This window comes from Mesorhizobium sp. M7A.F.Ca.MR.362.00.0.0, assembly GCF_004023175.1.
Taxonomy (GTDB): domain Bacteria; phylum Pseudomonadota; class Alphaproteobacteria; order Rhizobiales; family Rhizobiaceae; genus Mesorhizobium.
Map to the genome: position 1 here is coordinate 1 of NZ_RZTF01000841.1, position 776 is coordinate 776.

At 67.5% G+C, this 776-nt stretch carries 1 pseudogene; it reads left to right on the forward strand.

Going from position 1 to position 776, the window contains the following annotated elements:
* Positions 1-776, forward strand: a pseudogene (locus tag EOC06_RS38085) (autotransporter outer membrane beta-barrel domain-containing protein); the annotation flags it as partial.

Below are 776 nucleotides of genomic sequence, written 5' to 3' on the forward strand. Positions count from 1 at the left end.
CCGCTGGCCTGATCATTCAATCGATCGGCGGCGGCGGCGGCAATGGCGGCTTTTCGTTCAATGGCGCTATCGCTGCGACCATCGGCATCGGCGGCAAAGGCGGAGCGGCCGGCGAGGCCGAGACGGTCAGGGCCACAATTGGCGGCGGCTTGATCCATACGATCGGCGATCGCTCGACGGGCATTATCGCGCAATCCATCGGCGGTGGCGGCGGCACGGGCGGCGGTTCTGCAGGACTGAACCTGGGCCTCGGCATCGGGATCGGTGGTAAGGGCGCCGGCGGTGGCGGCGGCAAGACCGTTGATGTCATCAACGGCGCCGTCGTCCAGACCGAAGGTATTCAGTCGCACGGCATCATGGCGCAGTCGGTCGGCGGCGGCGGCGGCTCCGGCGGCTTTGCGGTGACGGTTGGCGGACCTTCCTTCTCGCTGGGCGGCAATGGCAGTTCCGGTGGTGGCAGCCAGAAAGTCTATGTCGAAAATACGGCTCGGATCACCACTGACAGGGACCTCTCGATCGGCATCTTCGCGCAGTCGGTCGGTGGTTCAGGTGGTGATGGAGGCTTGGCGGGCGCCGGTGGTGCCTTTGCGGCCGTCGCTGTCGGTGGCCAGGGCGGCGCTGGCGGGGCAGGTGGCCAGGTCGAGGTCAAAAACACCGCAAACATAACCACCAAAGGCGCGCTCGCGCACGGCATCCTGGCGCAATCGGTCGGCGGCGGCGGCGGCAATGGCGGCAGCGCCGGTGCGGTCGCGGTTGGTATATTCGGTGCGGCTGGC